This is a genomic window from Lysinibacillus sp. FSL K6-3209 (assembly GCF_037976175.1).
GTDB classification, from domain to species: domain Bacteria; phylum Bacillota; class Bacilli; order Bacillales_A; family Planococcaceae; genus Lysinibacillus; species Lysinibacillus sphaericus_D.
Genome location: NZ_CP150264.1, coordinates 3,924,068 through 3,950,068, shown reverse-complemented (window position 1 = coordinate 3,950,068; position 26,001 = coordinate 3,924,068). Strand labels below are relative to the sequence as shown.

General features: G+C 37.7%; 25 protein-coding genes and 1 riboswitch. Of the genes, 17 read left to right on the top strand and 8 right to left on the bottom strand.

Annotated features, from left to right (window positions below):
* Positions 1-116: 116 nt before the first annotated feature.
* The 9 genes from MHH88_RS19265 (at position 117) to MHH88_RS19225 (ending at position 13,119) form a co-directional block, all read left to right on the top strand.
* Entirely contained in the window at positions 117-1,613 is a 1,497-nt protein-coding gene (locus tag MHH88_RS19265; protein WP_339263126.1) for a long-chain fatty acid--CoA ligase, read from the top strand.
* A 194-nt stretch (positions 1,614-1,807) separates the two neighbouring features.
* Positions 1,808-2,755 carry a C39 family peptidase gene (locus MHH88_RS19260; RefSeq protein WP_339260073.1) on the top strand — a complete coding sequence of 316 codons (948 nt, stop codon included), beginning with the start codon at positions 1,808-1,810 and terminating at the stop codon, positions 2,753-2,755.
* Positions 2,756-2,843: 88 nt separating this feature from the next.
* Positions 2,844-4,073 carry an ATP-grasp domain-containing protein gene (locus MHH88_RS19255; RefSeq protein WP_339260071.1) on the top strand — a complete coding sequence of 410 codons (1,230 nt, stop codon included), beginning with the start codon at positions 2,844-2,846 and terminating at the stop codon, positions 4,071-4,073.
* Positions 4,070-4,771 (top strand): amino acid racemase, encoded by a 702-nt coding sequence (locus tag MHH88_RS19250; RefSeq protein WP_339260070.1) that lies wholly within the window; start codon positions 4,070-4,072, stop codon positions 4,769-4,771. The genes MHH88_RS19255 and MHH88_RS19250 overlap by 4 nt, the downstream gene beginning before the upstream one ends.
* Positions 4,772-5,200: 429 nt before the next feature.
* Positions 5,201-6,349: a DEAD/DEAH box helicase gene (locus MHH88_RS19245; protein WP_069509535.1), complete on the top strand. Its 1,149-nt coding sequence runs from the start codon at positions 5,201-5,203 to the stop codon at positions 6,347-6,349.
* Position 6,350: 1 nt separating this feature from the next.
* Positions 6,351-7,580, top strand: a complete 1,230-nt coding sequence (locus MHH88_RS19240; protein ID WP_069509532.1) for an aminopeptidase — start codon at positions 6,351-6,353, stop codon at positions 7,578-7,580.
* Positions 7,581-7,612: 32 nt separating this feature from the next.
* On the top strand, positions 7,613-8,545 hold the full coding sequence (locus MHH88_RS19235) for an SGNH/GDSL hydrolase family protein (protein WP_339260067.1): 933 nt from the start codon (positions 7,613-7,615) through the stop codon (positions 8,543-8,545).
* A 339-nt stretch (positions 8,546-8,884) separates the two neighbouring features.
* The gene (locus tag MHH88_RS19230; RefSeq protein ID WP_339260065.1) at positions 8,885-10,042 is read left to right on the top strand and encodes an exonuclease SbcCD subunit D; all 1,158 of its coding nucleotides are present in this window, start codon (positions 8,885-8,887) and stop codon (positions 10,040-10,042) included.
* Complete coding sequence (locus tag MHH88_RS19225) at positions 10,039-13,119, top strand: SMC family ATPase (RefSeq protein ID WP_339260064.1); 3,081 nt, start codon at positions 10,039-10,041, stop codon at positions 13,117-13,119. The genes MHH88_RS19230 and MHH88_RS19225 overlap by 4 nt, the downstream gene beginning before the upstream one ends.
* A gap of 99 nt (positions 13,120-13,218) precedes the next feature.
* Here the strand turns inward: MHH88_RS19225 and MHH88_RS19220 are convergent, their stop codons facing one another.
* Together MHH88_RS19220 and MHH88_RS19215 are read right to left on the bottom strand one after the other, a co-directional pair.
* On the bottom strand, positions 13,219-13,341 hold the full coding sequence (locus tag MHH88_RS19220; RefSeq protein ID WP_255313776.1) for a hypothetical protein: 123 nt from the start codon (positions 13,339-13,341) through the stop codon (positions 13,219-13,221).
* 28 nt (positions 13,342-13,369) lie between these two features.
* Positions 13,370-13,702: a hypothetical protein gene (locus MHH88_RS19215; RefSeq protein WP_339260062.1), complete on the bottom strand. Its 333-nt coding sequence runs from the start codon at positions 13,700-13,702 to the stop codon at positions 13,370-13,372.
* A 128-nt stretch (positions 13,703-13,830) separates the two neighbouring features.
* Positions 13,831-13,938, top strand: a riboswitch (TPP riboswitch).
* A gap of 125 nt (positions 13,939-14,063) precedes the next feature.
* On the opposite strand from MHH88_RS19215, the gene thiT reads away from it, so the two are divergent.
* Both thiT and map read left to right on the top strand, forming a co-directional pair.
* Positions 14,064-14,624 (top strand): energy-coupled thiamine transporter ThiT, encoded by a 561-nt coding sequence (gene thiT, locus MHH88_RS19210; RefSeq protein WP_339260060.1) that lies wholly within the window; start codon positions 14,064-14,066, stop codon positions 14,622-14,624.
* Positions 14,625-15,166: 542 nt separating this feature from the next.
* Positions 15,167-15,922 carry a type I methionyl aminopeptidase gene (map, locus tag MHH88_RS19205; RefSeq protein ID WP_024364522.1) on the top strand — a complete coding sequence of 252 codons (756 nt, stop codon included), beginning with the start codon at positions 15,167-15,169 and terminating at the stop codon, positions 15,920-15,922.
* A 25-nt stretch (positions 15,923-15,947) separates the two neighbouring features.
* Here map and MHH88_RS19200 read toward each other — a convergent pair whose 3' ends face one another.
* The gene (locus MHH88_RS19200; RefSeq protein WP_069509516.1) at positions 15,948-16,661 is read right to left on the bottom strand and encodes a hypothetical protein; all 714 of its coding nucleotides are present in this window, start codon (positions 16,659-16,661) and stop codon (positions 15,948-15,950) included.
* A gap of 206 nt (positions 16,662-16,867) precedes the next feature.
* On the opposite strand from MHH88_RS19200, the gene MHH88_RS19195 reads away from it, so the two are divergent.
* Positions 16,868-17,695: a polyphosphate kinase gene (locus tag MHH88_RS19195; RefSeq protein WP_069509513.1), complete on the top strand. Its 828-nt coding sequence runs from the start codon at positions 16,868-16,870 to the stop codon at positions 17,693-17,695.
* Positions 17,696-17,808: 113 nt separating this feature from the next.
* Positions 17,809-18,399: a GNAT family protein gene (locus tag MHH88_RS19190; RefSeq protein ID WP_051147783.1), complete on the top strand. Its 591-nt coding sequence runs from the start codon at positions 17,809-17,811 to the stop codon at positions 18,397-18,399.
* Positions 18,400-18,701: 302 nt separating this feature from the next.
* On the opposite strand, the gene MHH88_RS19185 is transcribed toward MHH88_RS19190, so the two are convergent.
* From MHH88_RS19185 to MHH88_RS19170, 4 genes are all read right to left on the bottom strand, one after another.
* Entirely contained in the window at positions 18,702-19,451 is a 750-nt protein-coding gene (locus MHH88_RS19185) for a class I SAM-dependent methyltransferase (RefSeq protein WP_339260057.1), read from the bottom strand.
* A gap of 238 nt (positions 19,452-19,689) precedes the next feature.
* The gene (locus tag MHH88_RS19180; RefSeq protein ID WP_069509507.1) at positions 19,690-20,250 is read right to left on the bottom strand and encodes a carbonic anhydrase; all 561 of its coding nucleotides are present in this window, start codon (positions 20,248-20,250) and stop codon (positions 19,690-19,692) included.
* Between the two features lie 183 nt (positions 20,251-20,433).
* On the bottom strand, positions 20,434-20,568 hold the full coding sequence (locus MHH88_RS19175) for a hypothetical protein (RefSeq protein WP_255313775.1): 135 nt from the start codon (positions 20,566-20,568) through the stop codon (positions 20,434-20,436).
* Positions 20,569-20,711: 143 nt separating this feature from the next.
* Positions 20,712-21,947: an aminopeptidase gene (locus MHH88_RS19170; protein ID WP_339260055.1), complete on the bottom strand. Its 1,236-nt coding sequence runs from the start codon at positions 21,945-21,947 to the stop codon at positions 20,712-20,714.
* Between the two features lie 199 nt (positions 21,948-22,146).
* On the opposite strand from MHH88_RS19170, the gene motA reads away from it, so the two are divergent.
* Together motA and motB are read left to right on the top strand one after the other, a co-directional pair.
* A complete protein-coding gene (gene motA, locus MHH88_RS19165; RefSeq protein ID WP_025220619.1) occupies positions 22,147-22,950 on the top strand; it encodes a flagellar motor stator protein MotA in 804 nt (267 codons plus the stop codon).
* Positions 22,934-23,710: a flagellar motor protein MotB gene (gene motB / locus MHH88_RS19160; RefSeq protein WP_339260053.1), complete on the top strand. Its 777-nt coding sequence runs from the start codon at positions 22,934-22,936 to the stop codon at positions 23,708-23,710. Before motA ends, motB begins: the two co-directional genes overlap by 17 nt.
* An 88-nt stretch (positions 23,711-23,798) precedes the next feature.
* Here motB and MHH88_RS19155 read toward each other — a convergent pair whose 3' ends face one another.
* Positions 23,799-24,020 (bottom strand): DUF1128 domain-containing protein, encoded by a 222-nt coding sequence (locus MHH88_RS19155; protein ID WP_024364531.1) that lies wholly within the window; start codon positions 24,018-24,020, stop codon positions 23,799-23,801.
* 180 nt (positions 24,021-24,200) lie between these two features.
* Here MHH88_RS19155 and MHH88_RS19150 point away from each other — a divergent pair, with 180 nt between their 5' ends.
* Positions 24,201-24,527 (top strand): YtxH domain-containing protein, encoded by a 327-nt coding sequence (locus tag MHH88_RS19150; protein ID WP_024364532.1) that lies wholly within the window; start codon positions 24,201-24,203, stop codon positions 24,525-24,527.
* 24 nt (positions 24,528-24,551) lie between these two features.
* Complete coding sequence (locus tag MHH88_RS19145) at positions 24,552-25,475, top strand: YihY/virulence factor BrkB family protein (protein WP_069509500.1); 924 nt, start codon at positions 24,552-24,554, stop codon at positions 25,473-25,475.
* The last annotated feature ends 526 nt before the right edge of the window (positions 25,476-26,001 follow it).

Genomic DNA, 26,001 nt, shown 5'->3' with positions numbered 1-26,001 from the left:
TGTTAAAATAGTTTGTGTAATCTAAATTTTCTGAATTTTGTTAGTATAATTTTCTTTTATTACTTGTAAGTATGGACAAGATTAGTTAGTAACGAAAAATAATGAGGGGGTTTATGATGACGATGTTTATGACAGATATTTTACAACATTATGCTACACAGCAACCAAATGCTATTGCGACAATTTATGCACAACAAAAAGTAACGTATAGTGAGTTTTATAAGCATACAGAAAGATTTGCTGCGTATTTGCAACAACAGGGCTTTGAAAAAGACGATGTCATTGCGTTATATACACTTAATTCTGATTTATTTTTAATTGCTTACATGGGTATTCAGTTAGCCGGTTTTGTTGTAATGCCTATTAATACGAAATTAGCAGCACGGGAGGTAGACTTTATTGTCAAACACTCTGAAGCAAAAGGGCTTATTTATGATGAGCGAATAGCCGAAATATTAGCGGATGTTAGCTATCCATTTCAACATATAATCGGCTTAAAGGAAATGAAAGAGGTTATTGAAGACTGTCAGGTTCAAAGAACAATTATCCCATTACATGCGAATGATACGGCAGTTGTTATGTATACGTCCGGTACGACAGGCAAGCCGAAAGGTGTCATGCTCACGCATCAAAATATTGCATCGACGGCGGCTATTTGGTCAGCATCAATGAATATGGCAGCTCAAGATAGAATGTTTATTTGTACGCCATTGTTTCATTGTGCGGGACTGCATGTATTTGCGATGCCGATGTTTTATAAAGGTGGAACCGTAATTATAGAGGAAAGCTTTTCACCTATCAATACTTTACAACAGCTTGCCAAAACGCAGGCAACAATTTTCTTTGGTGTCCCTTCCATGTATACAATCCTATTAAATACACCTGCATTTAAGAATCATAGTTTTAACGATTTACGTCTATTATGTTATGGGGCGGCTCCGATGCCATATGAACTTGTCAAGCAAGTGAAAGAGGCATTACCGAATGTAAACGTGCAAAATTTATATGGACAAACTGAAAATTCACCGGCTGCTACATCACTGTTAGACGCTGATGCATTGACGAAAATCGGTTCAGTCGGCAAACCGTTAGCACAGACAGAAGTTCGTGTAGTAGATAGTTTGGGAGAAACTGTACCAGCAGGCGAGGTTGGAGAAATTTGCGTGAGAGGGCCACAGGTGATGAAAGGGTATTTACGCAATGAGGAAGAAACGGCTCGAACAATTCGAGATGGCTGGCTCTATTCAGGTGATTTAGGAAGGTTCGATGAAGAAGGTTACTTATATATAGTGGATCGCAAAAAAGATATGATTATTCGTGGTGGGGAAAATATTTATCCAATTGAAATTGAAGAAGTGTTATATCAATTGCCAGAAATTTTAGAAGCAGCAGTTGTCGGTTTACCACATGAAGTATACGGTGAAGTACCAAAAGCCTTTGTTGTATTAAAGGAAGGAAAGGTGTTAGAGGAAGATACGATTTTAGCTTATTGTCAAACACAGCTTGCCAAATATAAAGTACCTTTTGACATTGAATTTTTAGCGCAGCTTCCGCGCAATGCATCGGGAAAGGTGTTAAAACATACACTACGACCTAAAATAGCAACTACTTAAAGTAGCAGTAAGTGCACTAGTTTTGTCTAATCATTGAAAAGTAGCAGGATAAAATATGAACACCTACTAAATTAGCGTATAATGAGACTACGACAAATAGTAAAAATAGTATAGAAGATTGCCTAATTCTTCGAAAGATAGGAGCGGAATTTGTCTTGTGGAGGGATTATAAACGTCTTTTAATAGTAGGGATTATGATTATCATGCTACTTTCTGGTTGTAATCAATTTACAAAGCAGAGTCGACCTAAAAATGAATTAACAGTTTTGACGGTAGAATTTAATAGTGGTGCACCGATTCCTAATTTATATATAAAACTGACAGATGTGGAGTCTGGTAAGAAAATCGAAGAAGCGATGGGTTCTGATGAGGGAGAAGCTACTTTTACAAACCTTGTAGAAGGTAGGGAATATACGATTACTGCAACAACGCTTAATAACGTAGGTGACAATGATGGCTATACGACAATCGAAAAATTCACGTATGACGTGACAAAGCCCTATTACCGATTGCCAGCACATTCATCTAGAGCAGAACAGGAGCTAGCAGTTCCAGTCATTATGCAAAAGCCAGAACTTCCCCAAGGTTGTGAAATTACCTCACTAACAGCAGTTTTAAATTATTATGGTATGGATGTGACAAAGCTTGAAATGGCGGATAGCTATTTGCCTAAACAGAATATTTATACAGCAGGTGGCCAGCGATATGGGCCGAATCCAGCTGTTGCCTACGCAGGAAATCCGCGCGATAAGGCTAATGGTATGTATGTCTTTGCTGCGCCAATTGTAAAAGCGGCAGAAGCGGTGATTGCAGATAAGCAATCCAACTTGCGGGTAACGAATATGAGCGGGGCATCACAAAGTGATATTTTAGAGCTTGTAGAGGAGGGGGTACCGGTTGTTGTATGGGTAACACTAGATTTATCGACACCTAAAACAACTGGCAGTAAAGGATGGATTTATGAAGGAGAAACGCTGAAACGTGATGCATACATAAATTTACATGCTGTCGTATTAACCGGTTATTCAAATAAGCAAGTTGTCGTAATGGATCCATTGCAGGGCAATGTTTCATACAATGTAGATGAATTTTTCAAGAGCTATCAGGAGCTAAATATGCAAGCGGTAGCGGTTCATAAATAATGTATGGAGAAGTACTACAGAGCGCAGCTTGGATTGCACGAAAGTATGTTACACTAATAAATAAAAAAGCTAAAGTGAGTTGAGTAGAATGGCCATTGAGCACACTTTTTTACCAGTTTTATTGGGCGATGAAATGAATGCTTACGGCATGGCACGAGCATTTTACGAGTCCTATGGCGTTAAACCACTGGCATTAAATCATACGACTATGGAAAGAATTCACCAAAGTGATTTATTAACGTTCCGTGAAGTACCAAGATTACATATTGAAGAGCGCTTTGTTGTTGCTTTACAAGCCATTGCTGAAGAATTTTCCGAAAAGAAGTTATTGCTTTTAGCCTGTGATGAGTTTTACGTCAAGAAAATTGTGCAGCATAAAGCGGAGCTATGTGATGATTATGTAATTCCCTATGTCGATGCACCGCTTGCCAATCAATTATTAACCCGAGAAAGCATGTATCAGCTATGTGAGCAGTATGGGTTCCATTATCCTGATATGCATGTATGTACGGTCAATGATTACGAGGAATTGAAGACACTTGACTATCCAGTTGTCATTAAGCCGATGAATATGACGAAGTACGCAAGTTGTATTTTCCCTGGTAAGAAAAAGGTATATATTGCACAAAATGAAGAAGAAAAAGATGCTATTTTCCAAGCAATCTATAAGGAGTCAGCATATCGCGATGACTTAATGGTTCAGCAATATATTCCAGGCGAAGATGCTAATATGCGTGTTGTGAATGCTTATGTTGGACAAGATCACAAAGTCAAGCTACTATCTGTAGGGAACCCAATTTTAGAAGAGCATTCACCAGATGGTATTGGGCGTTATGTCGCCATTATAACGACTTACGACAAAGAACTAATGGAATGTGTGAAAACATTTCTAGAGGCGGTAAAATTTCAAGGCTTTGCTACATTCGATATGAAATTTGATGAACGTGATGGGTTGTACAAATTGCTAAGTATAGAATTACATAATGAACTTTCGAATTATTATGTGACGGCAAGCGGCTATAATTTAATGCAGTATGTAGCGGATGATTTTATTCGAGGGAGTAAACAACAGCTTACATATGTGCAGAACAAGCACCTCTGGACGATTGTGCCAAATGGTGTATTATTTAAATACGTATTAAATGAAAAGCTTGTGATTGAAGCTAAAAGTTTAATTCGCCAAGGTTTAGCAACAGATTCTATTTTTAATTATAAAGATATGAATGCGAAACGTTGGTTAAATGTAACGCTTGAAAACTTAAGCTTTTATCGCAAATATAAGAAATATTTTAACAACAAAGGTCTGTCTAACTCATGAAAAAACAAACTCTAGGTATAATTGGTGGCGTTGGTCCACTTGCAACAATGTTTATTGGCGAAATGATTGTAAGACGTACAAAGGCAACAAAAGATCAGGAGCATGTCCATACTATTATTGACAATGATACAAATATTCCTGATCGAACGGCCTTTATTTTGGATAATACAAAGGAAAACCCTGTTCCAGTATTAGTGGAGGATGCGAAAAAACTAGCTTCGGTCGGAGCGAATTTAATTGCGATTCCGTGTAATACGGCGCATACCTTTTACGATGAATTAGCGCAAGGCTCTCCAGTTCCTGTGTTACATATGATTCGTGAAACGGCGAAACGTGCGCATGATTTAGGGGCAAAGCGCGTTGGTATTTTAGCGACAACTGGTACGTTAACTTCAGGTATGTATCAAAGCGCTTTAGAGGAATATGGCATTACACCAGTTATACCAGATAATCATATGAAAGAAAAAGTGATGTCAATCATTTACGATTATGTGAAAGCTGGCAAAGATGTAAGGGAAGAAGATTGGCTGCCTATCGAAGAGGCAATGTTGGCTTTAAATTGTGATCGTATCGTGCTAGGATGTACAGAGTTATCTATCGTCAATCGAGATTTAAAATTAAGTGATAAATATATAGATTCATTAATCGTTTTAGCGGAATGTGCTATTGTAGCATGTGGTTATGAATTAGTGGATTAACATGTGAGGCTAGGCTGGGACATAACTAAAAAAAATTTAAGGAACAGAGGAAAGGTGTTCGTAAATTTTTGCTATTATGGGAACTTGGCTATTTGCAAAAAAATAGAAGTGTTCACTAGTTGTTGGTAGCGAAGGCGGTGACTCCTGCTCAGAACGCACACAGCGTAAGACGCTGGCATTCCGCGCGTTAGCGAGGGTTGCGGCTTACTGTGCTGAGCGGAAAGCACCGCCGAAGCGGACAACAACGGCGCAGCAAAAAAGTGTTAGATTGATGGCAGTCAAACTAACACTTTTTCTCTTTTGTCCCAGCCTCTTTTCCATACAGGTCTTACATAAAAATAACGCGAACAATCTATTTAGCAGGAAAATGCTTGTGCACAGTTAGTGTGTTAAACTAGTGTCAAGCAGGATAATAAGGTGGGAATTAACATGTCAGTAATTAATTTATTAAAAGAAGAATTGCAAGCAAAATGGAACTTTGAAGAACCGATGAAAATTCAAGAAGAAATGATTCCAGCAATGCTTGAAGGCAAAGATATTGTAGCAGAATCCCCGACAGGCTCAGGTAAAACATTGGCTTATGTGTTGCCATTACTAAATAAAGTAAATGGGGCGAAAAAGCAAACACAAGGACTGATTGTTGCGCCGTCTCAAGAATTAGCAATGCAAATCGTCGAGGTCATCCGGGAATGGATTGCAGGTACTGATATTACAGTACAACAACTAATTGGCGGAGCAAACTCTGCAAGACAAATCGAGAAGTTAAAGAAAAAACCGACAATCGTAGTTGGTACACCAGGTCGTCTAAATGAATTAGTGCGTTCAGGGAAATTGAAGTTAAAAGAAATTGAAACCGTTATTTTAGATGAATGCGATCAGCTATTGAGCCGCGAGTATCGCGTTGTTGTAAAGTCATTTATCGAAGGTGCGGCTTACGGACGCCAAGTAGTTGTAGTTTCTGCAACAATTACGGAGGAAATTGAATTGGTCGCTAGCCGTATGATGTTTGAACCTTTACGTTTCAAAATTAAACCTGAAGATATGGTGAAGGTTGGCAAAGTTGTCCATTCATTTGTGAAAGTAGAAGAGCGTGATAAAACGGACTTATTACGTAGAATGGCGCATACAGAAGGATTACGTGCGCTTGCTTTCGTCAATAATATCGATCAATTATTAATGAAAGAAACGAAGTTACAATATCGTTCAGCGCCAATTGTCACTTTACATTCTGATATGAAAAAAGAAGAACGTAAAAAAGCATTAGATGCATTTCGTAAAGGAGAAGCGCGTATTTTAATCGCCACGGATATTGCCGCACGTGGTTTAGATATTGCCGGTTTAACACATGTTATTCATGTCGATGTACCACGTACAATTGAACAGTATTTGCATCGTTCAGGCCGTACTGGTCGAGCGGGAGCAGATGGTGAAGTCCTTACGTTGTTATCATACAACGATGAAAAAACTTATAAAAAGTGGACGCGTGAAGTTCCTGGCAAACCTGTGCAAAAAATATGGCACGATGGCAAGCTAGTAGAAGGTAATTCAAAAACAATTGGACAAAAGCGAGGGAAATAATATGACATTTGAAGAAAAATTACAAGCATATGCTGAGCTTGCGGTGAAGGTTGGTGTCAATATTCAACCAGGGCAATATTTATTAGTCAATACATCGGTGGAAGCAATAGACTTTGCGCGTTTAGTAGTGAAAGAGGCATACAAGGCTGGAGCTGGTCGAGTTCATGTGAATTTTTCAGATGATGAAATGGATCGCGCTTATTTCGAGCATGCGTCTGATGAAGAATTTAATCGTTTCCCAGAATGGGTTGTTAAAATGCGTGATGAGTTAATCGAACGCAAAGGGGCATTATTATGGATTGATGCTGCAGATCCAGATAAATTAACGGGTATTCCAGCTGAGCGATTAGCCACACACCAAAAAGTATCAGGCGCTGCATTGAAAAACTATCGTAATGCGGTGATGAAGGATTTAATCGCTTGGTCGATTGTAGCTGTACCATCAGCCAAATGGGCAGGAAAAGTATTCCCGAATTTAGCAGTGGAAAAACAAGTACCAGCGCTATGGGAAGCAATCTTTAAAACGGTGCATATTGGTGAAGGCAATGCGGTTGAAAACTGGCGTACACATGTTGCAAACTTAGAATCACGAGCTGCTTTATTAAACAATAAAAAATATGCAAAACTACATTATACTGCACCAGGCACTGACTTAACGATTGCATTAGCACCACAGCATAAATGGTTAACGGGTGGTAGCAAAACACCTGAAGGTACAGTATTTATCGCTAATATGCCGACGGAAGAAGTGTATACCTTACCAATGAAACAAGGTGTCGAGGGGTATGTAAGTAATACCAAGCCATTAGTATACCAAGGCAATATTATTGATGGCTTTAAGCTTACCTTTGAAGAAGGAAAAATTATTGATGCACAAGCGCAAGTTGGGCATGATTTATTGCAAGAGTTAATCGCTGTCGATGAAGGATCTTGTTATTTAGGAGAAGTTGCACTTGTCCCACATGAATCCCCAATTTCAGCTTCAGAGATCTTATATTTTAATACATTATTTGATGAAAATGCATCCAACCATTTAGCGATTGGTGAAGCGTATCCAACTTGTTTAGAAGGCGGAAGAGATTTAGAAAATGGTCAACTTGAAGCATTAGGTGCCAATATTTCCGTAACACATGAGGACTTTATGATTGGTAGTGGCGACATGGATATTGACGGTATTTTACCAGATGGTACTGTGGAGCCAATTTTCCGTAAAGGTAGCTGGGCTTTTTAATAGACTAACGACATTGATTGTGAGGTGAGCAGATGAAACGACTAATAAGCCTAGTAAGTATAACTGTACTTTCGTTAACACTTGGTGTTTCATCTGCCTTTGCACGTGGTGAAAATTATGTAGCACTTGGGGATTCCTTGGCGGCTGGTCAAACACCGTATCAGGAAATTGATGCAGGCTATAGCGATTTGGTTGCGATGCGGCTAGGAATGATTGGGCAATTGAATCACTATACAAAGCAGCTTGCTTTTCCTGGTTTTACAACGGCAGATGTTTTAGAGCGTGTTCAGTCTGAAGAAGCAAGCGCGCTACTAGCCAATGCAACGCTGATTACTATTTCCGCAGGTGCCAATGATTTACTACGTCTTGTGCAGGTTAACTCATCAGCTGGTACATTAACATTTTCACAGCTTCAAGTAGATTTTGCGTTAAATAGTGCGCGAAAAAATATGGCGGATTTATTAGCTGAGCTGAAATTACGCGCACCCAATGCGAAAGTCTATGTCATGGGCTATTATTTTGCCTACCCCAATGTACATGCTACTCAAAAAGAGGGAACGAATGCACAGCTCTTAAAGTTAAATACGATTCTAAAACAACAAGCTGAGCAGGCAGGGATGACTTATGTTAATGTCTACGATACTTTTGGATTGCAAGCTACTCACTACTTGCCAAATATAGCAGATGTCCATCCTAATTTTGAAGGATATCGTCAAATGGCAAATGCCTTTTTGAAATCGTATAGCGGTAGTGATGGCTTAGCTATTTCTACTACAGAGTTGCCTAAGCCGAACCCCATGACATTTCAGGAAATAATGGAGAAACAAGCAGAGTCCAACGAAAAATCTGTAGCGGAACAACAAGAGAAAGTCGCAACCGTCAGAAGCATTCAAGGTTTTATTGGCTATGCCACTTTTATAGAAAAGGTCAGAGCCAATCAGTCCTTACAGCCACTAAGAATCTAAGTGGAAAAACACCAAGAACAAAAGTATGCTAAGTACATAAATTGCCACCTATTGGGGGTAATTTAAACAACTTAGCATACTTTTTTAGTGCCGCTGTTTGAGTACCTCTGTTTGAGTACCTCTGTTTGAGTGTCTGGCACCGAAACAATTCTGAATTTAACAAGTGTCTGGCACCGAAACAATTCTGAATTTAACAAGTGTCTGGCACCGAAACAATTCTGAATATAACGAGTGCCAGTCACCCAAACAATTACCAAATAAAAGATGGTCTATTAAAACAAGAATATAGTTGCAGGCATGATAAAATAAAAGAAAAGCAAAACAGGAGGTGCATAGACAATGAAAATATTCCATACAGCCGATTGGCATTTAGGAAAACTTGTACAAGGTATCTATATGACCGAGGATCAGCGTTATATTTTACAGCAATTTTTGCATGCGATTGAAGAAGAACAACCTGATGCAATTATTGTAGCAGGCGATTTATATGATCGTTCAATGCCACCTGTAGAAGCGGTTAACTTATTAAACGATGTTTTCGCAGAAATTGTACTTGAAAAGAAAATTCCGGTGTTGGCAGTTGCTGGAAATCATGACAGTGCAGGACGATTAAATTTTGGTAGTCGTTTAATGCGGGATAGTGGGTTACATATCGTAGGGCAATTCACAAAAGAACATTCACCAATCATCCTAACAGATGAATTCGGTGAGGTGCATTTTCACCTAGTGCCATATGCAGAACCAGCCTCCGTACGCACGATTTTAGAAGATGATACGATTCAGTCACATCAAGATGCAATGCAAAAAATCATCGCCCATATTAAGCAAACGATGGATACAACAAAGCGTCATATTTTTATTGGACATGCTTTTGTGACGAAATATGGCTTTGAAGAAGAAAATACAAGTGATTCGGAACGACCGCTATCCATCGGTGGGTCAGATTGCGTGGACGCTGCCTTATTTGAACATTTCAACTATACGGCACTCGGCCATTTGCATAAAGCCCACTTTGTACTGAATAACACAATTCGCTATGCAGGTTCACCGTTGAAATATTCGTTGTCGGAACATTTACATGAGAAAGGCTTTTTAATTGTAGAGCTAGATGCTAATGGACATGTAGAGGTGAACAAACGCAAGCTTGTGCCAAGACGTGATCTACGAGTGGTAGAAGGCTTCATGGATGATTTATTAAAACTACCACCATGTGATGATTATGTCTTTGTGCGTTTAACAGACACGACACCTGTAGCCTCACCGATGGAGCGAATCCGTACTGTTTTTCCACATGCAATGCATATTGAACGTAAAGCATCACGAATACAAGTAGCCCAAGAAATACAAGCTGTTGAAACGGAAAAAGTAGAGGATATTGACTTGTTTCGTGGATTTTATGCAGACGTTTTGGGCGATCAACCTGATCCAGAAACCGAGCGCTTGTTTTTAGAAATGCTACAAGAATTATTAGATGAGGAACGGGAGGCAGTTCGATGAAACCACTCAAGTTAACGATTACTGCTTTCGGTCCATATAAACATACAGAAGTGATTGACTTCCAACAGCTTGGAGAGTACCGTTTATTTGCTATTTCAGGCAAAACAGGCGCTGGGAAAACGACGATTTTTGATGCGATTTGTTATGCGCTGTATGGTGCAGGAAGCGGTGAAGATCGTCAGGATACAGCTATGCTTCGGAGCGGCTTTGCTGCGGATGATGTTTACACTGCAGTAGAATTGGTTTTTGAAATGCGCGGTAAAGTGTATCACATTGTACGCCAGCCGGGTCATATTAAAGCAAAAAATAAAAGTGTCACAGGAAGAAAAGTTGAATTAGCAGAAATAAAAGATGGTAAATTTGACTTTAGTATAGTGGAGAAGCAGCAAACAAATGAAGTAGATAAAAAACTGCTTGAAATTATAGGGCTAACAAAAGATCAGTTTAGTCAAATTGTGATGTTGCCCCAAGGGGAATTTCGCAAATTATTAACTTCTGATTCCTCCAATAAAGAAGTCATTTTACGTAAAATTTTTAAAACAGATCGTTTTAGCGCAATGACTAAAAAACTAGATATCAAAAGGAAAGAAGCCGAAAAGGATGTCGAGCGTGCCCAACAATTGAAAGAACATTTACTTGGACAAATTGCAGGTGCATTACCACAGCGATTATCAACATTATTTACTTGTATCAGCAATAATACGGATAATATGCACCAACTAAAAAATGCCCTTGAAGAAGAGCAATTCTTTTATAATGCTAGTATCCAAACGGAACAGTTACGCTATGAAGAAGCCTATGCGCATCATCAAAAAGAACAAGAATATTACAGTATGGCAAAAGCTCTGAACGAGCAGTTCGAGCAACAGGAGCAACGACAAGCCCGTTTGCAAATGCTGTTACAACAACAACATTTATATACAGCCAAGGAACAGGAAATACAATTAGCTGAACAAGCGGAGCGTCTTCTTACTTTTGAACAACAGTGTGTAGAATTACGGACAGAGCAAAATCATAAGGAACAACTTTATCAGCAAGCTACAATAAATCATCAAAACGCTTTGGCACAACTAGAAATAGCGCAGCAATTATTTTCAGAGGAAGAAGCGAAAGAACCAGCGCGTCAGCAAATATTGCAACAAGAAATGCAGCTATTAGCGCTGTTACCGAAGTTTGAGGCATTTGAGCATAATCAGCAACAACTAGAAATAACGCAACAACTTGTTGAAAATGCTAAACGTGCAGTAGCAGATAATCTAAACATTTTAGAAAAAGAGCAAACTCAACTTCAAGAGTTAACAACTACCATTGAGCAATATGAAAAACAAATGGAGCCCTATGCAGGTTATTTAGAACAACTTCCTAAGCTTAAAGAACAAGTGACATTATTAGCTCAATTGGAAAAATATGAGCAAGCGAGTGAGCTAGCTGAGCAAGCACTTCAAAGGGCGCAACAGCTCTTTCAAGAAAGTAACAAAGCACTACAGACTAAGGAACAACAATGGATTACCAGTCAGGCTAGTATTTTAGCAGCCAAGTTAAAGGATGGCGATGCTTGTCCAGTTTGTGGCAGTACAACACACCACTTAACACATAGTGAGCCACTAGCGGTCGTGGATGAAGTGGAGCTGGAAACAATCCGCGCGACAGCTCATGCAAATGAGAGAAATTATTACGAAAAAGAAGCGACAGTCAAAACAACAAAGCAATTGCTTCAAGAGGTGGCTGAACAGGTAGAAGCTAGCCATATATCACTAGCTGATCGTGTAGAACTTACAACTTCATTACAATTCATTGAGCAACAAGTTACTGTCTTAAAAATCATTAACGATCAACTATCTATCGCACGGACTAAGCTAAAAGGGCAACTGGCAAGAAATGAACAATTGCAACACAAACAAGTCCAGTTAGAGCACTATTTTGCTGAGCAATCGAAAGAATTAATTAAACAGCAAGCAATTGTAGAAGAACAACAAAAGTACATTCCTGAACATGTAAAGTCATTGCAACAATTAAAGCAAACAATGGAAGATATAAAATCGCAAAAGAATGCATTACAAGCAGCATGGAACGCAAGTCAGCATAATCTACAAGCAACAAAAGAAGCGTCACATAAGGCAGCTATAGCAGAAGAACTGGCGAAAAAAGCATATGAGGAATTGCAAAACAAACTGAATGAAAAACGAGAACAATTTGTTACAAGCATGAACAATGTTGGTTTTACAACATATGAAGCATATGCGGCGGCAAAGCGAAGTATTGTACAAATCGAGGAATTACGTAAAGCGTGCCGTGATTACGCTTTACAACAGCATTCTTTACAGCAACAAATCTTAGATGGAGCACAACATCTTGAAGGAAAAGAGAAGCAAAATTTAACGATATTAGAAGACAAGCTTGAGATGCTGCGAGCTACATCTGAAGAGGCATTTAAAATATTACAACAGACGAAAAATTATGCAACTGCATGTGCTGACTTTATTGTTAAAGTTGATGAAACAGCGAGGGAAATACGGATACTCGAAAAAGAAGCAGGTCGTGTAAAAGAACTTTACACCGTGTTGAATGGGCAAAATCCAAAAAAACTGTCATTTGAGCGTTACATTCAAATCAATTATTTAGATAAGATTACAGCAGCAGCCAATCTTCGTTTATTCCATTTATCAAATGGACAGTTTGAATTGCGGCGCTCTGATCGCTTGGAGAAGCATGCCAAGCAAAGTGGGTTAGGGTTAGATGTGTATGATGCTTATACGGACCAATTAAGAGATGTAAAAACATTATCTGGTGGGGAGAAGTTTAATGCGTCATTAAGTCTTGCATTAGGTATGGCAGATGTTATTCAAAGCTTCCAAGGGAATATTCAAATTGAAACGATGTTTATCGACGAGGGCTTTGGTTCTTTAGATGAGGAAGCGTTAAATAAAGCAATTGATACGTTAATTGATTTACAAGATTCAGGAAGAATGATTGGTGTTATTTCACATGTCGCCGAGTTAAAAGCCGCAATGCCAGCCGTTTTACATGTTGAAAAAACGTTAAGTGGGCATAGTACAACACACTTTGAAGTAAAGTAGTGCCAGTCAAACAATTCTAAATAAAAACCCACTTGCACTCTATGGTGTAAGTGGGTTTTGTGTGCCAGTCACTCAAACAATTAAAAGAAGTCATTGCGCTTATTTTCTACGTGTTGATACGTAAGGTGTTGTCCCTTTTTTTGCAGCAACTACTTTTTTGACAATAGGAATGACAATAGGTGCAAATTTTATAGCGGTTTTCACTACTTTGGATACTTTCATGAATATGACATCTCCTTCGTACTAAATTTTAACGTATAACTCGTACAGCTTGCACAATATTCCAAATAACAATACCTAATGATACGAGTAAATAAATTGCAAATGAAGCAAACCAAATGATAATAAATGTATTCCCATTTGAAGAAGGATCAAACGTGTTCAATGACATTGAAGAAAATATAGAGATAGAAAAGAAAATGATACCTAAGACTAATGGAATCAAGTGAGAAATAAGTGCTCGAATGGAATGTCTTTTGACTTCACTATCTTTTGAAACAAAGTAAACGACTAATGGAACGACAAATGGTGCAATAAAAACACTGAGATAACTAAACGCAGATAAAACTTTTTGATTCTCCATAATTGTTCCTCCCTTTTTAATATTTACGCATAGAAAGCGTAAAAGTTTCAAAAAAAAATAATTGAGGAAAAGGTTGTAATCGCAAAGGTGTTTGCGTACAATGAGTGTGTTCAATAAAAATGAGATGTAACGACCACAAGGGGAGCTGATGATGTCAGCTGAGACTGGGCACGTAATGCCTTTACTCTTTGAACCTGTAAGTTAACACTTGCGTAGGGATGTGGATAGAAACCGACACTTTTACGATGTGAGGCTCTGTCCTGGCATCGTTTTTTTATGCCGGATTGAGATACATATCCAAATAATTGTTTTCTATTCCTGCTCTTGTATCCTACATCGGAACAAAGGAGAGAATAATAGTATGGACAAAAAAAGATTACTCATGCTGGTGGAGATTGCAATTTTCGCAGCGGTAGGACTTGTGCTCGATCAAGTTTCCTTTAAAGTATGGGCACAAGGCGGCTCGGTAAGCTTAGTCATGATACCAATAATTTTAATGGCGTTTCGTTGGGGGCTTTTGTCAGGGCTCACAACAGGTCTATTAATTGGTGTTTTACAAACAATGTTTGGTGCTTATATTGTGCACTGGCTTCAAGGATTACTAGATTACGGGGTAGCCTTTACTGTAGTAGGTTTAGCGGCAATCGTTCGTGAACCTGTATTAAAAGCCGCAACAGCACTCAACAAAAAGAAAATGGCTCTGTACATAGTGATTGGTACGGTGCTAGCTGGTTTTTTACGCTATCTTGCACACACCATTGCAGGTGCAGTATTCTTTGCGGAGTATGCGGGCGATCAAAATGCATGGATTTATTCAATTATCTATAATGGAACATATATGTTACCAGCAACTATTTTAACCGCTATTGTCGGTGTTCTATTATTTACAGCGGCGCCACAATTAATGCAACGAAAATTATAAATGAATGGAAATGAGGCTTGGACATAACTAAAAAAATTTAAGAAACAGACGAAAGGTGTTCATAATTTTTTGCTATATGGAGACCTTAGCTATTCTTGCTTTTGCAATAAAAAAAATTAGAAGTGTTCACTAGTTGTTGGTAGCGAAGACGGTGACTCCTGCTCAGAACAGCACACAATGTAAGACACGGGCATTCCGCGCGTTAGCGAGGGTTGCGGCTTACGGTGCTGAGCGGAAAGCAACGCCGTAGCGGACAACAACGGAATAGCAAAAAAGTGTTAGATTGATTGCAGTCAATCTAACACTTTTTCTCTTTTGTCTCAGCCACATTTTTTTTATAATGAGAACTACCGTTTTAACTGTAGATAGCGCGTTAGAGAAAGGCGGTTTTATGGTCTAAAGACTGTTAAAATCGTCTGTTTTTTCTATGAGGAGCACTATTGAAATCCTATTGGCATAGAATAATTAAAGCTTTTGGCGTTATGCACATAAAAAGTTATGTTATATTAAAGAGTAGATATTAGATGAAAGGGACGTTAAAAATGATTGTAAAAACCCAAGAAGAAATTGAAGCCTTTAAAAAAATTGGTCGCATTTGTGCTGAAATTCGTGAGGCGATGAAAGCAGCTACAAAACCTGGTGTGACAACACTTGAATTAGATGAAATTGCAGGACGCATGTTTGCTGAAGCAGGAGCTATTTCAGGTCCTAAGGGAGAGTATGATTTCCCAGGTTACACTTGTATTAGTGTCAATGAAGAAGTTGCCCATGGTATCCCAGGACAACGTATTATTAAAGAGGGGGATATTGTTAATATTGATGTATCCGGCTCTTTAAATGGTTACTTTGCAGATACAGGTATTTCTTTTGTAGTAGGGGAAGGTTATGAGGATAAAGAAAAACTTTGTCGCGTAGCAAAAAGCGCGTTTGATCGTGCAATGACAAAAGTAAAAGCTGGTTCGAAATTAAACCAAATTGGGAAAGCGGTAGAGCGTGAGGCTTATGCCAATGACTTAACAGTTATTATGAACTTAACGGGTCATGGATTAGGTCGTTCATTACATGATGAGCCAAACCACATTTTAAACTATTACGATGCGTGGGATTCAACAATTATGAAAGAGGGCATGGTGTTAGCTGTGGAGCCGTTTATTTCAGCAAAAGCAGAGCATATCGTTGAAGCTGGCGATGGCTGGACATTTATTACGCCTGACAAATCTTTAGTTGCCCAAATTGAGCATTCGATTATTGTAACAAAAGACAAACCAATCATTTTAACTTCATTAGATGAGCAATAAGACGAAAAAAAAACTGCTTACCGATTTATTTTTGGTAAGCAGGTTTTTTTTTGACGAATAGAATACCAACAACAAGCACACCACATAAAAATAAGGCTGCGGTCGTCACAAGCAACTCGTCAAGATGATTATGAAATGCAATGCCAATGAATGCCCAAATGAAAACGCTAGGATAGACAATATCAAAATGATGATAACGTATATGTAAGGCGATTACGACACCAATTGTCAGTAAAATAACTGCCCAAAGTGGATTGCTAAGACCGAAGCCATTCCATTCATATGAAGTTAACGTAAAACTCGTATTTGTCATCAATAAAAATGTAGACCAAGCAAAGTAAAGTGAAATCGGTAGGCGGCCAGATAATGCATTATTGGAATGTGAGTACGTATTGTAAAGGAAAAATAAGTATAGTACTAACATTACTGTACAGATGAAAAATACTATGAATAATTCATAATGCCAAAATAAAATAGAAATCGCTTGTAATATACATACATTGCTAAAGAGAACAGTCTGTTTTATAGTTGTCTTTTTAAAATTCATAACTAACCAATAAGCGAGCAAAATGTAAATGACTATCCATATCATATAACTAATATTAATAGGTGCAAACATTACGGGAAAACGATTTGAGATTTCTAACGAAGATTGACCATTTATTTTTATAAAATAGGATGAAAAGGTTAGGATGAGTGAGACAATATACGTTATTGTCATTAAAATAAACTTAGGCAAGGTTTCCTCTCCCTTCGTGTTAAATTGTATAGGGAAAAGACAAATAAGTATAGGACTGTCACAGAATATCTATTTTATTATAGCGGAAAATCCTTACAATGTATCAAGTGAATTTGTTGAAATTATCTACAATTTACCATTTGGATATGCATCCAAATACTTCTTTAGTACAATAGAAATATCCAATTTGAAGGAGTGGAATTTTAATGACTCAAAATCTAAAAAATCTTGACCTATCGATTGAACTAGATAAAAAAATGTATAAAAAGAAATTAAAAGTACTTCAATATGAAATGTTAAATGCACAGCAATTTTTACTAAATAATAAAATCGGCCTTATTCTAGTATTTGAAGGAATGGATGCTGCTGGTAAGGGAGGCGCCATTAAACGTCTTATTGAGCGGGTAGACCCTAGGGGTTACGTTGTTCATCCAATTTCAGCACCACAGCCTCACGAATTACGCTATAACTACTTGCAACGTTTTTGGAGAAAATTACCTCAGCATGGTCAGATTGCCATTTTCGACCGCTCTTGGTATGGACGAGTGCTAGTAGAGCGTATCGAAGGATTTGCAAATAAAGAAGAATGGTCTCGTGCGTATGAAGAGATTAACAACTTTGAGAAAATTTTAACGGCTGGAGACTACATTGTTATAAAATTCTGGTTACATGTGTCAGACGAAGAGCAATTGAAGCGTTTTAATGAGCGTGCGCAAGATCCATATAAATCATGGAAGTTAACAGATGAGGACTGGAGAAATCGCGAAAAAACACCAGAATATATCGCAGCAGCGAATGATATGTTTGAAAAAACAGACAAGAAAAATGCGCCATGGGTTTTGGTAGCAGGAAACGATAAAAAACATGCACGCGTACAAGTGCTACAAGAAACGCTTGCACATATTGAACGCGAGGCACAAAAGCGTGGTTTACATTTAACAAATGTTTTAGATAAGTCCGATTTAGAGGATGCTGAATCGTCTAGTATTGAATTGTTACAAATTCAACCAAAAAAACAAGTGAAAAATAAATAAATAATATGATTGATGCTGTGATAACAAGACAGGAGCTGTTTTGGTTGTAGCAGCATCTTTTTTTACATACAATGAACTTGTACTGACAATTATCGGAAGGCTTGTGGAGAGAAATGGTGCTAAAAATTTGGAATTTATTAAGGAAAAAGGGTGGAAATGTGGTCTCGATTCAGGGGGAGAAATGCTACGTTCGCACATTCCAAGAAAAAGATGCACAAAGTTTAACGGGTCTTGTAAGCCGAAACAAATATTTTTGGTCTACATATGAACCGTTACAGCGTCCTGAATACTATACAGTTGATGCACAATATAAAAAAATCCAAGAAAGTTTATATTTAATGAGCTCAAAGAGAGAATTTACTTTCGGGATATATGAGCAAGGTACAAATAATTTAATAGGTCACATTGCGTTGTATGCTATCAAACGTTTACCGTATTCAAGCGCCTTTGTTGGTTATGCGATGGATGAAATCTATATAGGAAAAGGAATTGTAACAGAAGCGGTAGAATTGGTTGTACAATTTGCCTTTGAACAAATAGGGCTACATCGTGTGGAGGCGTATGTATCGACTGAAAATAACGCTTCGATTCGGGTGTTGGAGAAATCAGGATTTCAACGAGAAGGCTTATTAAGAAAATTACTGTATATCAATGGGCAATGGGTAGATCACTATATGTATGCTCGCCTAGAGCCATCATCATGAACACACAACAAGTTATAATAATGTACAAAAAGTGTTAGATGACTGCTATCAATCTAACACTTTTTTGCTGCGCCATTGTTGTCCGCTTCGACGGTGCTTTCCGCTCAGCACAGTAAGCCTCAACCCTCTGCTTGCGCGCAGAATGCCCGCGTCTTACGCAGTGTGCGTTCTGAGCAGGAGTCACCGCCTTTGCTACCAACAACTAATGCTCACTTCTAATTAAAGAATGAATAGCTAAGGTTTCGTTAATTGTACTAACACCTTTGTTACATTTTCATTTTTTAGAACCTAAACTAGCAAAATCATTTAACAGCTTCAAAGGTGATTGTTTGATTTCGATTTGTAGGATATTGCTTATAACAATAATCAGATGAAATAACGATATCTTTAAAGCCAATTTGCATTAAAAGCCTTTTAAATTCTTGAATTCCATACCATTTTAAGGTGAATATTTCAAATTCGCTTTCGATACATTTGCCTTCTCTCCATTTATCATAGCGATGGTGGGTAGTTGTCGTTTGTTCAATATAATTGATTGCAGATTGTGTTATTTGCAATGTAATCAATTCATCTTGCTTATTTGTAAACGTTCGATATTGAGAGCTGCCTTCATGAAAATCTGGTTGCAAAAATATATCGACTATCAATCTTCCATTTGGTTCTAAATGATGATAAAAATTAGATAGACTAGTCATAGCTTTTTCATCATCAGTAATTAATAAAAATGTTCCAGTAGGGATTATGATTGCTTCATAAAGTTGATCAGATTGGAATGTCTCCATATTTGCTTGATAAATAGTTGTTTCTTTTTGTGCCTTTTTTAGATTGCCTCGACAGTAGTCTAACATTTTTTCGGATAAATCAAAGCCTTCAATAGCAAAACCTTGTTCAAGTAAAGGAATTAAAATACGCCCTGTTCCAACAGCTGGTTCTAATATTTTTCCTTTGACATGCTGAAGTCTGTCGCTATAATATTCGACATCACCGAATGATGTGCCGATTGGTTTATCTAGATTATAAACTTCTGCTGAAATCGAATGATAAGTATACATATAGTCCTCCAATTATAGTTTACTTTTTATAGTATTATTACATAAATTTACCTAATTATTATGTGAAACGCAAGATATGTTCAATAAAAGGAATGTCTACTACATTATTTACAGCGATATAATATAACAAAAGCCAATAAAAAATGTGTCTATCATTCGATAATTCGAAACGATAGACACATTTTTAAATTATATAGAAAGCTTTTCTGCCAAAAACTATGCCTTTGGCGTTATCGTTTTATTTACTACCGTCGTCAATTAAATCAAGGCGACCAGTATTTGGGTCAATAACTAAACCGTGAACAGGGACACTATCAACCATTAACGGGTGATTACGAATTGTATCGACACTTTTCTTCACGCTTGTTGCTACATCGCCGAAACCGCGTAAGAAATCTTTTAAATCAATACCAGAGTACTCCATCATCTTAATGGTTTCTTCTTTAATACCTCGGTCTACCATTTGGTTAAGCATTGCATCTGGATCAACTGCGCTCATACCACAGTCATAATGCCCAACTACATACACTTCATCAGCTTGCAATCCATAAACCGCAACGAGTAAACTACGCATTACTGCACCGAATGGGTGACTCACTAAAGCACCAGCACTTTTTACAATTTTAACGTCGCCGTTTCTTAAATTCATCGCTTTTGGTAATAGTTCTACAAGGCGAGTGTCCATACAAGATAAAATAACGATACGCTTATCTGGGTACTTAGTTGTAATAAAAGGCTCATATTTTTTTTCTTGAACGAAATCTTCATTAAACTTTAAAATCTCTTTTAACATTGTCATGAAAGTTTGCTCCCTTCCCTAATGAAATATTTTAGAGCAAAAATGTAAATATGCAAATAATAATGACAATATTCACGCAATTTTCATGAAAAAAAAAGGAGTTTGGTAAATTATTTAGCTAATCTAATATGACATATTTATAAATAAAAAAAACAGCTACTTGAAGTAGCTGTTTTTATATGATTAATATTTTTCTTTTGGTTGTGGATCTACAGTTACAGAAGATTTGCTATCTAAGCCAACTTGTAGATAGTGGATAAAGAATCCCATAGAAATTAATAATACGGCTGAAAAGCCAAGTACAGTTGTAATGAACATTATAAAAGCTCCTCTCTACTTACAATAATCTACTATATGAACTACACTAATTATACAATAGGTTGCTAGGAAAATGTAAGGATAATTTATGACATCCATAAGATACCTAGCCTAGAATAATATTATTAGGACTGACTATTTACTTAAAAGGCCCAGTTGCCATTGCGGAAAATTGGTTCAATTTGACCATCAGCTGCGATGCCATCAATATCCATATTAGCAGAGCCAATCATAAATTCAACATGCGTTAAACTTTGATTTAGACCGTGAGACAGCAATTCTTTTGATGACATTTCTTTGCCACCTTCTATACAAAAGGAATAGGCATTACCTATAGCTAAATGGTTAGAGGCATTTTCATCGAATAATGTATTGTAAAATAATAATCCGGATTGTGAGATAGGCGATTGGTGGGGAACAAGTGCTATTTCCCCAAGATACTGTGCACCTTCATCTGTTGCAACAAGTGATGCTAAAATATCTTGTCCTTGCTGTGCTTGTATATCGATAATACGACCATCTTTAAATGTTAATGTAAACTGGTCGATAATATTGCCACTATAGCTTAAAGGTTTCGTACTTGAGACAAAGCCATTGACACCTGTTTTGAGTGGGGCTGTAAAAACTTCTTCTGTTGGCATATTTGCCATAAATGTATTGCCATATATATTGACACTACTGCCACCTGTCCAAATATGCTTCTTTGGTAACTCAATTGTTAAATCTGTTCCCGGAGCTTGATAGCGCAGGAACTTAAATTGTTTCTTATTTAGGTAGTCGGCTTTGTTATGTAGCTGTTCGTCGTGAGTTTTCCAAGCATTGACCGGTTCATCTTGGTCTGTGCGTGTAGCAGCAAAGATTGCTTCCCATAATGCCTCAACTTGCTGTTCTTCTGGTAGATATGGAAATACTTTGGCTGCCCATTGTTTAGAAGGAGCAGCAATTACTGTCCAGCTAAATTTATCTGCTCGCATCATAGTATAGTAGTTAGCGAGTGCTTGACCTGATGCTTTTTGGAAAGTCATAATTTTTTCATGATCGATATCCTTTAAGAGGTCTGGGTTTTGTGAAACGATGCTTAAAAAGGCAGCACCTTGCTCTGCAAGCCATTCACGCTCTTGAATTTTCCATGGAGGATAAAAATCAAATGAGTCTTTTGGAGCTTTTTCATAACGTGTGCGCACAAGTCGATCATCTGATAAATCAACAAAAACCTGTTTTGCACCATTTTCATAAGCAATTTTAGTAATTATTTCAGCTAATTTTAAGTTATCGGTCGAACAACTCACATAAAGGTATTGATTTTTCTGGATATTTACTCCTATTTTCACGGCTAATTCGGCATATCTTAGTAATTTTGTGTCAAATGATAATAACAAATTCTTAACTCCTTTCGATAATAGACAATTTAGTGTATTATTCTTAATTCAATATAATCAAATATGGTCGAAATGTGAATAAAAAGCATTTATTTCATCGAAAAAATAATGAAATACATTTATACTATATAATATGTTTATTTAAAATATGGAAAATAGGACGAAAATAAGTAAGTATAGAAGATTTGGAGGTTCTAATATGGATTTATCGTCAGTAGTAGGGATAATTTTAGCGCTAGTTGCACTATTAACAGGGATGGTGTTAAAGGGAGTAAGTTTAAGTGCCTTTTACAATCCAGCGGCTATTTTAATTATCATCTTCGGTACAATATCTGCTGTAACAATTGCCTTTCCTATGAAGGAACTAAAGCGGGTACCAAAGCTATTTAAAATTCTTTTTAAAGAAACAAAACTAGCAGATGATATTGAAATTATTAAGATGTTTTCACAATGGGCCGATTTAGCTCGTCGTGAAGGATTGTTAGCGCTAGAAAGTAAGGCTTCAGAAATTGAAGATCCATTTTTAAAAAATGGTCTTACATTAGCAATTGATGGTCAAAACGCAGATTATATCCGTGATGTATTAACGGAAGAAGTAGAAGCGATGGAAGAACGACATATAAGTGGTTCGGCTATTTTTACACAAGCAGGTACATATGCCCCGACATTAGGGGTACTCGGTGCGGTAGTAGGGTTAATCGCAGCATTAGGAAATATGAATGATATTGATAAGTTAGGTCATGCTATATCAGGTGCATTTATGGCAACATTATTAGGTATTTTTACAGGTTACGTGTTATGGCATCCATTTGCCAACAAGTTAAAACGTAAATCAGCAGTTGAAGTAAAGCAAAAACGTATGATGATTGAAGGCATTCTTTCTGTATTAGAGGGGGAAGCGCCACGTGTTATTGAACAAAAATTATCTTCTTATTTAACGATGGAAGAGCGTCGTCAAATTACGGGTGAAAGCGGGGCGGGCGGCCTTGGCAAAGAAAGCTAAGAAAAAAAAGCATGAAGATCATGTTGATGAGTCTTGGTTAGTACCATATGCTGATATTTTAACGTTATTACTGGCGTTATTTATCGTACTTTTTGCATCTAGTTCAGTTGACCAAGAAAAATTAGAGCGTATGTCGGCAGTGTTTAATCAAATATTTGATGGTGGGTCGAGCTTTTTAGAACAACCATCTCCAATTCAAACACCAGATGCAAAGAATGATGAAACACCGCAACAGCCACAGCAAAACTCAGCGTATTTAAAAGATCAACAGGAGCTAGCTGAAATTAAAGATAGTGTCGATAATTTTATTGCAGTCAATGAGATGGAAGGTCAATTCGCAACAGAAATGACAGATGAAGGTTTACTTGTTACAATTCGCGATAGCATTTTGTTCGATCCAGGTAAAGCTACTATTAAGCCAGAGTATAACAAAATTGCTAGTGAACTTGCAGCAGTATTAGTGTCTGACCCAGCACGTAGTGTTGTCATTACTGGTCATACAGATAACGTACCACAAACAGGTCCTGAATTCGCTTCAAACTGGGAATTATCGGTAATGCGAGCGGTGAATTTTTTAAAGGTTTTAGTGAATAGTAATTCAGAACTTGATCGTGTTTATTTTAGTGCAAAAGGGTATGGGGAATATAAAGCCATTGCACCGAATAATACGGCTGAAGGGCGCGCGAAAAATCGTCGTGTGGAAGTATTAATTCAACCACTTGTTGCTGAAGATGGCTCTGCTGCGAAAAATACGCAGTAGTCAAAAGAAAAAGCTATTAGCAAATGACTTAAAGGTCCTTGCTAATAGCTTTTTTAGTGTAGAGAGGGAAGGTTATAGGGCATTGCTATTATTTGCGTAAAGAGCCCAATTCAGCAACGATAGCCTGCATTTCACTAGGGCTAAATGTGTCACGTTTCATAACCATTTCGTAAAGATAGACTAAATCTTCATAATTTGCTTCATCAAAATTCTCTGATTTCATGGCATCTACATTGACCATGCGAAGCTTATCTTTCATTTGATCGACCATATAAATAACGTTTTCTTTTGACGATATAGATAAATCCATTCAATTAACCTACCTTTCATAATCCTAGCCAATATCATTTCATTGAATAAAAAAAATGTCAACACTGTAATTGGGCGTTGCTTTAAAAATAGACTGTAATTGGGTAGAATAAGGGCAGTAAGCTGTTTAATTATAATAAAAAAGGGAATAAACATTACACAAGCAGGGGGTATATAAAATATGGGACAAAGTAAATTATTAGCATCCATCGTTGTAGGTGCTGCTGTAGGTGCTGCATTAAGCATGTTTGATCGTACTACACGAGAGAAAACGGTCGCTACTACTAAAAAAATGAAGGAAGCAGTATCATATTACGCATCGCATCGTAATGAACTGCAAGATTTAATTGAGGAAAAGGTAATCGCAGCTAAAGTACTTTGTGATAGCGTATCAGAAAATGTCAATACAATAGCTGAGAAAGTCGATGAATTTAAAGAATTACCTTCCACTATTCAAGGCATGATTAGCGATACAAAAACAGCCTTTACCTCACCAGAAAAAGAATAGGCTGTAGTTCAAGGAGGGAATTAAATGGAAAAGAAAAAAGCATCCATACGTTCTTCATTTGCGGAAGTAAAAGCATTTTTTTCGCCAAATGAAGATATGGTAGATGTGATGACATCGAAAGGCTTTATCCAAGATTTAATGCTTCGCATACAACGCGTTGAAATATCGGCGCTCGGGGCGCAACTTGCTTATTTCTTTTTGCTATCTTTCTTCCCCCTACTCATTTTCCTTGTAACGCTTTTGCCATATTTAAATTTAGAAACAACGCAAGTGTATTCGTTTTTAGTTAATTTAATGCCTGATGAAGTATACAGGTTGATAGAAAGTACATTAAATGAGGTGCTAACGAACCGTAATAGCAGCCTATTATCAATTGGTGTACTTGGGACGATTTGGTCTGCGTCAAAAGGAATCAATGCGTTATTAAGAGCTTTAAATAAAGCGTACGATACCGAAAATAGGGTGACCTTTATAGATCGAGGGCTCTCTCTTGTATTTACTATAGCTTTAGTAATTGTAATAGCAGTCGCGCTTTTATTACCTGTTTTTGGACAGCAAATTGGTCACTTTTTATTTTCAATTGTTAGTATTGAAGATGAGTTTGAATCCCTTTGGCGCAATATTCGCTGGTCGATGCCACCGTTACTTATTTTTGTAGTGTTGATGGCAATTTACTGGTTAGTACCGAATACGACACCTCGATTGAAATTAATGGGTGTTTGGCCAGGCGCAATGTTTTCGACGCTCGCATGGTTGCTTGTGACATATGGTTTTTCTTTCTATATTAGTAATTTTGGAAACTATTCTGCTACATATGGTAGTATTGGTGGCGTTATTATATTAATGCTTTGGCTATATTTTACTGGGATGATTTTAATTTTTGGTGGTGTCTTAAATGCCACGATGCAAAAGAGAGCATTGCTTAAAGCTGAAGGTGCTATTAAATAACTGTAAAAGTAGCTCAAAAGAGAAAAAGTGTTAGATTGACAGCAATCAATCTAACACTTTTTGCTATGCGTGGATATAGATACAATGGATGCTTCCGTGGGCACACCGTTGATTTCCGTTCTAGGCGCTCCCTTTCCGCAGGCACGGCTTCAACTAATTTTGCGGCTGTCGCCGCAAAAATGGATTTTCAGCTCGTGCTGTTCCTGCTGGAGTGTCGCGCCTTTCACTCCAATCAACTAATCACGCATCGCAGAAAATTGTGTGAGTGACTGGCACTAGGGAGTCTTCTTAAAGTGCAATCCACTTTGCTTTCCGCGGGCACGACGTAAGCCGCAACCCTCGCTAACGCGCGGAATGCCAGCGTCTTACGTTCTGTGACTTCCCGCAGGAGTCTACGTGGATTTTTACTTAGTAAAATTGTGTGAGTGACTGGCACCCACATATGCTAGCAGATACAAATTTTGCGATTGTAGTGAAGGGTTGCTCGACTCCTGCGGGACAAACGTGAGACTTAAGACTCCGCACG

Excerpts from the sequence above, each read along its gene's own strand:
- MHH88_RS19265 (WP_339263126.1), top strand. The coding sequence starts at position 117 with ATGACGATGTTTATGACAGATATTTTACAACATTATGCTACACAGCAA.
- MHH88_RS19260 (WP_339260073.1), top strand. The coding sequence starts at position 1,808 with ATGATTATCATGCTACTTTCTGGTTGTAATCAATTTACAAAGCAGAGT.
- MHH88_RS19255 (WP_339260071.1), top strand. The coding sequence starts at position 2,844 with ATGGCCATTGAGCACACTTTTTTACCAGTTTTATTGGGCGATGAAATG.
- MHH88_RS19250 (WP_339260070.1), top strand. The coding sequence starts at position 4,070 with ATGAAAAAACAAACTCTAGGTATAATTGGTGGCGTTGGTCCACTTGCA.
- MHH88_RS19245 (WP_069509535.1), top strand. The coding sequence starts at position 5,201 with ATGTCAGTAATTAATTTATTAAAAGAAGAATTGCAAGCAAAATGGAAC.
- MHH88_RS19240 (WP_069509532.1), top strand. The coding sequence starts at position 6,351 with ATGACATTTGAAGAAAAATTACAAGCATATGCTGAGCTTGCGGTGAAG.
- MHH88_RS19235 (WP_339260067.1), top strand. The coding sequence starts at position 7,613 with ATGAAACGACTAATAAGCCTAGTAAGTATAACTGTACTTTCGTTAACA.
- MHH88_RS19230 (WP_339260065.1), top strand. The coding sequence starts at position 8,885 with ATGAAAATATTCCATACAGCCGATTGGCATTTAGGAAAACTTGTACAA.
- MHH88_RS19225 (WP_339260064.1), top strand. The coding sequence starts at position 10,039 with ATGAAACCACTCAAGTTAACGATTACTGCTTTCGGTCCATATAAACAT.
- MHH88_RS19220 (WP_255313776.1), bottom strand. The coding sequence starts at position 13,341 with ATGAAAGTATCCAAAGTAGTGAAAACCGCTATAAAATTTGCACCTATT.
- MHH88_RS19215 (WP_339260062.1), bottom strand. The coding sequence starts at position 13,702 with ATGGAGAATCAAAAAGTTTTATCTGCGTTTAGTTATCTCAGTGTTTTT.
- thiT (WP_339260060.1), top strand. The coding sequence starts at position 14,064 with ATGGACAAAAAAAGATTACTCATGCTGGTGGAGATTGCAATTTTCGCA.
- map (WP_024364522.1), top strand. The coding sequence starts at position 15,167 with ATGATTGTAAAAACCCAAGAAGAAATTGAAGCCTTTAAAAAAATTGGT.
- MHH88_RS19195 (WP_069509513.1), top strand. The coding sequence starts at position 16,868 with ATGACTCAAAATCTAAAAAATCTTGACCTATCGATTGAACTAGATAAA.
- MHH88_RS19190 (WP_051147783.1), top strand. The coding sequence starts at position 17,809 with ATGGTGCTAAAAATTTGGAATTTATTAAGGAAAAAGGGTGGAAATGTG.
- MHH88_RS19185 (WP_339260057.1), bottom strand. The coding sequence starts at position 19,451 with ATGTATACTTATCATTCGATTTCAGCAGAAGTTTATAATCTAGATAAA.
- MHH88_RS19180 (WP_069509507.1), bottom strand. The coding sequence starts at position 20,250 with ATGACAATGTTAAAAGAGATTTTAAAGTTTAATGAAGATTTCGTTCAA.
- MHH88_RS19175 (WP_255313775.1), bottom strand. The coding sequence starts at position 20,568 with ATGTTCATTACAACTGTACTTGGCTTTTCAGCCGTATTATTAATTTCT.
- motA (WP_025220619.1), top strand. The coding sequence starts at position 22,147 with ATGGATTTATCGTCAGTAGTAGGGATAATTTTAGCGCTAGTTGCACTA.
- MHH88_RS19155 (WP_024364531.1), bottom strand. The coding sequence starts at position 24,020 with ATGGATTTATCTATATCGTCAAAAGAAAACGTTATTTATATGGTCGAT.
- MHH88_RS19150 (WP_024364532.1), top strand. The coding sequence starts at position 24,201 with ATGGGACAAAGTAAATTATTAGCATCCATCGTTGTAGGTGCTGCTGTA.
- MHH88_RS19145 (WP_069509500.1), top strand. The coding sequence starts at position 24,552 with ATGGAAAAGAAAAAAGCATCCATACGTTCTTCATTTGCGGAAGTAAAA.